This window comes from Brochothrix sp. (assembly GCF_017549435.1).
GTDB classification, from domain to species: domain Bacteria; phylum Bacillota; class Bacilli; order Lactobacillales; family Listeriaceae; genus Brochothrix; species Brochothrix thermosphacta.
In genome coordinates this window covers 1-6,247 of the sequence record NZ_JAFYUW010000110.1, presented here as the reverse complement: position 1 = coordinate 6,247, position 6,247 = coordinate 1, and the positions used below count along the sequence as shown (strand labels likewise).

General features: G+C 36.9%; 7 protein-coding genes. 1 reads left to right on the top strand and 6 read right to left on the bottom strand.

Going from position 1 to position 6,247, the window contains the following annotated elements; all coding sequences use genetic code 11:
- The first annotated feature begins 10 nt into the window (after positions 1-10).
- On the top strand, positions 11-136 hold the full coding sequence (locus tag IKV95_RS11195; protein WP_141229089.1) for a DUF986 family protein: 126 nt from the start codon (positions 11-13) through the stop codon (positions 134-136).
- A 58-nt stretch (positions 137-194) separates the two neighbouring features.
- Here IKV95_RS11195 and IKV95_RS07195 read toward each other — a convergent pair whose 3' ends face one another.
- The 6 genes from IKV95_RS07195 to IKV95_RS07170 form a co-directional block, all read right to left on the bottom strand.
- On the bottom strand, positions 195-485 hold the full coding sequence (locus tag IKV95_RS07195) for a hypothetical protein (protein WP_287451577.1): 291 nt from the start codon (positions 483-485) through the stop codon (positions 195-197).
- 111 nt (positions 486-596) lie between these two features.
- Positions 597-3,425 carry a lectin-like domain-containing protein gene (locus IKV95_RS07190; RefSeq protein ID WP_287451576.1) on the bottom strand — a complete coding sequence of 943 codons (2,829 nt, stop codon included), beginning with the start codon at positions 3,423-3,425 and terminating at the stop codon, positions 597-599.
- A 159-nt stretch (positions 3,426-3,584) separates the two neighbouring features.
- A complete protein-coding gene (locus IKV95_RS07185) occupies positions 3,585-4,430 on the bottom strand; it encodes a WxL domain-containing protein (RefSeq protein WP_069120904.1) in 846 nt (281 codons plus the stop codon).
- A gap of 32 nt (positions 4,431-4,462) precedes the next feature.
- Positions 4,463-4,795: an LPXTG cell wall anchor domain-containing protein gene (locus IKV95_RS07180; protein ID WP_029091686.1), complete on the bottom strand. Its 333-nt coding sequence runs from the start codon at positions 4,793-4,795 to the stop codon at positions 4,463-4,465.
- A 68-nt stretch (positions 4,796-4,863) separates the two neighbouring features.
- Positions 4,864-5,637, bottom strand: a complete 774-nt coding sequence (locus IKV95_RS07175; RefSeq protein ID WP_198400962.1) for a WxL domain-containing protein — start codon at positions 5,635-5,637, stop codon at positions 4,864-4,866.
- The coding region (locus tag IKV95_RS07170; protein WP_287451575.1) for a DUF3324 domain-containing protein at positions 5,630-6,247 on the bottom strand (618 nt) is incomplete at its 5' end. The genes IKV95_RS07175 and IKV95_RS07170, both read right to left, overlap by 8 nt.

The following is a 6,247-nucleotide window of genomic DNA, read 5'->3' as shown; positions in this document are numbered from 1 at the left end:
TTATGATGCCATTGACCAAATGAATCTTGCTGAAGATGGTATTTTAGCAATTATTGCCAATACTCGCCGTCATCTCATTTACGTACGTAATATGGATGATTTAGAGCGAATGCTCCCTTACTTTACACGACAATAAAAAAACAGTTTCTTAGAAGACATGTAACACTGCTCTTCTAGGAAACTGTTTTTTTATTTTAAAATTTAATCGCCTTTACTTTGACCACTTCTGTTGAAAGATCATCCCCACTTTCAATCACTAAGCGACATTGAATACTGCTAGCACGTCCTTGATGCCAATAATAAAGTAGTTGACCCGAATTAGTGATTTCTTCCACCATTCTCATTGTGTTCGTTGGACCCAATAACTTTGTTTCGAAACCACATGTGGTCATTTTTTTATTCACTTCTTTTAAGCTCGTAGCTGTGTTTACCATTAATAATTCTTCAACTAACATCTGTAATTCTTCTTTTTTAGGCATCTCCATGATAACAACCTCCTGCTTTTATCCTTCTCTAGTGTATCAAAGGATACAACTAAAAAAAAGAGAATCATACGCCATCTTTTCATGAAGTTGATTCTCTTTTATACAAAGTGCTTAACTCTCTGGAGCATCGCTTAGAGTCCATTCAACGACACCTTTATAATCACCTGGCTTACCTTTACCCGCATCGATTAACAAGCGGAAGCCTTCTTTGTTTTCAGACCAGTTATCTGATAGATTATTTTCTACCGTCTTATTTTTCTCTTGATACAAACGCACAAACTCGTTATTCAACGATAGTCTTTTACCATCAGCCGTGAAAAATTGAATGGCATCTGTTAATTCAGATTGATTATTATGCAATTGTTCAACCATCCGTGCGTTTAATTGCCACGTATCTTTTACAACTCTAGAATCTCTAATGGTCAACTTATTTTTGTAATTCACTAATGGGTATTTTTTTGTGGTCGGTTTAACAGTTAAATCCTTCCCAAAATTTAGCTCTGCTGGTACTGATGCTAACTCTAGCCCCCCTTTGTATTTAACTGTTACGGTAGCATCGTCTCCTTTAAAATCATTGCCAAGCTCGTCTTTTCCAATTGCAGATAACCTATTTGTTATCGTATCAGTTGGTGGTACCTTCACTACTTTCACCTTGAGTTTAACGTTTTTTGTTTCACCTGCTGCTAATTCAGGAATACGCCAGGTAACTGTTTGGCCATCCACCGTTACACTAGAAGAACTTGAGACATATTTCAAACTATCTGGCAGCTTATCTGTCAGCACAACATCTTTCCATGCGCCCCTATTCTCAGCATTTTTTGCATTTAATGTATATTCAAATTCTTGATCTTTTGTCACTTCTTTTACATCTGTTGTTTTGTCGATTGTTGGTTCTGGGGTAGGAATTCTGTAATTGTTCAATTCCAATTTAGCGACACCTTGACTTTGATCTGCTTCAATCATGACAGGATGTGCTTCTTCATCTTTTAGATAACCAGGCAATGCTGTTTTTTCTTTTACCACATAGTTTCCCGGCGCTAAATAATTAACTTTGATTTGGCCTGTGGCATCCGTTTCAAGTTCATTGTTAATAATTTTACCATCTTGTTGTTCAAGTTGAAAAACAACGCCTGGCAATGTTTTTTTTGTATCGCCATCTCTCTTGTTAACAATTAGATTTCCCGTACTTACATTTGCTTCATTTGATTCCCGAGCTGTCTCATAGTCCGCTTGATATGTTGCCGTATTTTTAATTTTACCCGGTTTTTTTACAGTTGCTTTAAATTCAATCGTTTTTTCATCACCAGGTAAAACATCTCCTAGTTGAATCGTACCTTTATTCCAAACTGTATCACTTTTTGATATACCATTTATCAATAAACTTCCTGTTTTAAAATCTAATCGATTATCTAAGGTATCTATAATTTGACCATTTAACGATTCAAAATAGTTCTCGTTTGAATTTTTCATTACGATTTTATAACCTACTGTGTCTCCTACTTTAACTGATACATCATCATTATAAGCAGTTGCTGTCGTATCGTTTTTTACTTGTTTAGATATTGTTGCCTCATTTTGTTCTGGCAAATTTACTAATGATACTGATTGGTAGTTTGTATAACCACCCGTGGAACCTGTAAAACCCCAATATACCATATTACCGCCAAAAGTTTTTGCAAGATTGTCAACTTTATAGATGATCGGTTTGTAATCATCTAAACTATAAGTAAGCGTTTGTGTTTTACTATCCCAATTCACTTTAAGCTGTCGCCATGTGTCATTCGCTAAAATTTTGTTGTTACTATCTGCTATCTGCAAACCATAATGATCACCCGATTTATTACCATTGTCAATTCCCGGAACCTGTACGGCAATATGTCCTTTATTAACAGCTTTTTTTGAAACTAAACGGTCTGTCCCAGGATTTCTACCGGTGTTATAGTACGTATCTAATTCAAAAGCTAACGCATTTTGAATATAGGTACCTTTTTTAGCAGTTGCATAAGCACCTAAGCCAGCCCCCGCTTCGCCTAAGGCATTTAATTTTCGCGGATCATTTTGGAATACCAAAGCCATACCATCTGCTCCTTTAGGGTTACCACCTAAATAAATTGCCATTTCCATTGAAAAATCTTTTTGCAAATCAATCGGTCTCTTATACCAAAGACCTCCCATTTGACTTTTTTCATCTTTGGTAACAACTACTTGCGATTTATTTTTATCGTGAATAAAACTATCTGTATTATTTACAATATGAAATGAACTCGCAATATTTAAATTTGATGGCGGGGGTGATTCTTGATTGGCCCTTGTTACTGCTCGTTTTTCAAGTGCTGCTAAATGATCATTTTCATCAATTACACTTTCATCATCCTCATCACTATTTGGAGGCACTGTTCCACTTGTACTCTCACTTTTTTCAGATTGTGGGGATTCATTTGGAGTTAAAGCGTCGGCTGTTTTTTGGGGAAGATTTTGAACAGCTGTTATTTTTTCATCTGCTGTTAACATTATATTATTCGCATCTTTAGCCACTGCAAAGGTAATTTCATTAGATACATTTGCACCCTCATTTTCTGACGTGTGTAATTGCAATTGATAAGTGCCTATTTTTTTCGCTTGCAACTGCAAACGACTATTCCCATCAAATGGTTCGAACGTAATGCGTCTATTTTTTTCATCATATTGTATTTTTTTACCTAATTCTTTTTTCTGTGCAACCCACTCAATACCATCTGGTAAATGGATTGAGGCTTTTTTTATCATTGGCGCCTTCGTTTTAACAGCTAATATAAAAGTGTCATTCATTTTTATGCTTTCGTCTAATAGCTCAATGTTGATAATTTCTTTTTCATTTGCTTTAACACTAATACTATCGGTAACGACTGACGAGATTAACAACATCACTGCTACAAAAATTACTGAAAAATGTTTCTTCATACGATTCTTCACTCCTATCTATTAAAAATACCTCTACTGATTGTTGTACTTTGAGCTAATCGTTATAAAAAAAGCAGTCACAGAATATTTTTCTCTGTAACTGCATCCTTCAACTGTCTCAATCATACTAGTACCGCAGCAATACACTATCTTTGTAGATTAGTCTTCGCCTTCTTCTTCACTACCGTTATCAGCAACTTCGGATAATGTCCATTTTAAAACTGAACGATATTCTGCTGCTGATTTGTTAGATTTGCCAGGAATTGCTAGTGTGACCGCGTTGTTGCGTTTCACTGCAAACTCTGTTGGATCGTTACCTTCTTCACCAGGTTTCCAATCAGTACCATCAACAACAGTTGCTGCTGAGTTACCAAAATGATTTACCCATAAACCAGCACCTTCACCTTGGGCGGCAGACATTACAGACACTTCTTGACCAGGTACTAACTCAATTGATTTTGGTGCAGTGCTTGGCGCTTTAATTGTTGAACCTTCAACTGTCTTAACAGTTGCATTTTCTAAAGTAATCACCGCGCCTTCTAGTTCTTTACCTGCCGTAGAAGTTAATTGTTGTTCTTGATTCACTGTTAATTTCCACCCTGCATCTGTCCCGCGGTTATCTGTAACTTGGACATACTGTGGGCGAAAAGAACTAACGCCATCACTCACAACTTCTTGTGCATATGCTGAGTATACTTCGTCTGTTGTTGTGATTTTGCTTGTTCCGAATTGTAAACTTGAAGCGAAATCAATACTTAATGGCCCCTGTGTTCCTGGATTTGGACCCCCAGGTTTTGTTGGATCTATTGGTCCAACGGGTTTACCTGGATTAGGATTTTCTGGATCAACAGGTTTTGTTGGTGTTGTATTTTCAATAAAGTTCACAACTGCATTAGATTCAAGACTTTGAGTAGCTGCTGCTTGCACATCTGTTGCATTTATAGCAACTACTGCTGCACCTAAAATTATTGCCGTTGCTACTGTTTTTCCTAATTCGCTTGTCATTGTCACTATACTAACTCCTTTTTCAATTAATTTTATTGAATGTTCATTCTTCGCTTTAAAAGATAGACAGAACTACCTCCCAAAAGAATTAAACCACTGATTATCATGAATACTGACTGTTCATCTCCGGTAGTTGGTAATACACCAATTCCACCACCATAACCATTGCTGTTAGTATTATCACCACTTTGTGTTGATGGGTCACTGTTATTATTTTCCTCTGTAAAAACATACTCCCCGTAGAAGCTAGTAGAACCATTTGATTTGTATTGAATTGTCTCTGATGCCTCTACTGTGTTTAAATGAACTAACATAAGCAGCAATAATAGAAAGGGAAACAAAGCTACTATTTTTTTCTTTCGCATTTTTCGCCCTCCTTTTTTCTATTAATGAATACAAAGTTCTTTCGCAGCGACTTTGGTTCTTAATAGAACTAATTGCTAGCTACTTCTGAAAGAGTCCACGTTAATTGGGCACGATATTCGACAGCTGATTTCGGCGTTTTACCAGGAACTTCCAGTTGAACGTCTGTATTTTTATTAACACTCTCTTTAACCCCTTCTTCATTCACTATTTCTACCTTCTTTAGCCCTCCAAATACATCAACCCAAGTCCCATCTCCAGCACCATCTGCTGCACTCATAACTGGAACGGATTCGCCTGGATTTAAACTCACACTTTTGACTGTCGTTGGTGCGGTAACACCTTCTGAATTAGAAGCAGCCTGCCCGTTATTCAAGGTAATAACCGACCCTTTCAGTGTTTTGTATTTTGCAGTCGCATTTTCAAATTGTGCCTCTTGCTTTACTTTTAAATCCCAACCTGTTGATACACCACGGTTATCTGTGACTTGTACATAGTTTGCTGTCGCTTTACCCTCTTCTTTGTACAGCTGAGGATTCGCGTAATAGACTTCGTCTACGGAAGAAATTTTATTTGTTCCAAACTCAATACTTGAAGCAAAGTCAATGCTTAATGGTCCAGGAGTTCCTGGATTTGGTCCACCAGGAGTCAAAGGATCTACGGGCTTTCCTGGATCTATAGGGTCTACTGGTTTTACAGGATCATTATTTGGTACGAATTCAACAGCACCATTTGACGCATAGTCTGTACCCGTTTCTTCTGCCGCTACTGGAACTGTAGCAGTTGCCACTGCAGTTACACTTAAAAGCGCAACAATTGTAAGGTGTTTGCCATATTTAATCATTTTCATTCTCCTCTGCTCTGTTCTTTTTTTTCTTCACCACGATTAACCAAATAATCAATAGTACTATCAACAATAAAACGAGACCACTAATAATATATAACCAGATATTATTATCTTCGATAGTGACATCTTTTGCATTCAATGCAGAAGCTTCATCATCAGTGATAGTAAAATCTTCTTTCCAGTGCCACTTGTTTTTATAAGAAGCAGCCGAAATATCCAATGTATATTTACCTGGTTTAAGTTTTTCACCTGTACCTAATGCGATAGGATAGTTAAAATTAGTATTTGGCGCCATTTGCATCATGTCTTTTTTCGATTCGTAAAGTACTTCCGTATCGTTTTTACGCATAATTTTAGCATCAACTTTTAGTTGATTAACATAAGTCGCTTCTGTATTTTGGAGATTAGCAGTAATCACATTCCGAAAATTTCTTTGAGCAGGTCCCACTTTATTTAACTTCAATTCTGGTTTTACTGACTTTAAATCTTCACGTAATGATAAGCCGACGACGTAGGCATAACGATTATCGATTGCCATTCCGCTCGTTTGTGTATCCACTTTCTTTTCAGGCTCATCTTCTTGCAACGATAAACCGCCGGTAATACT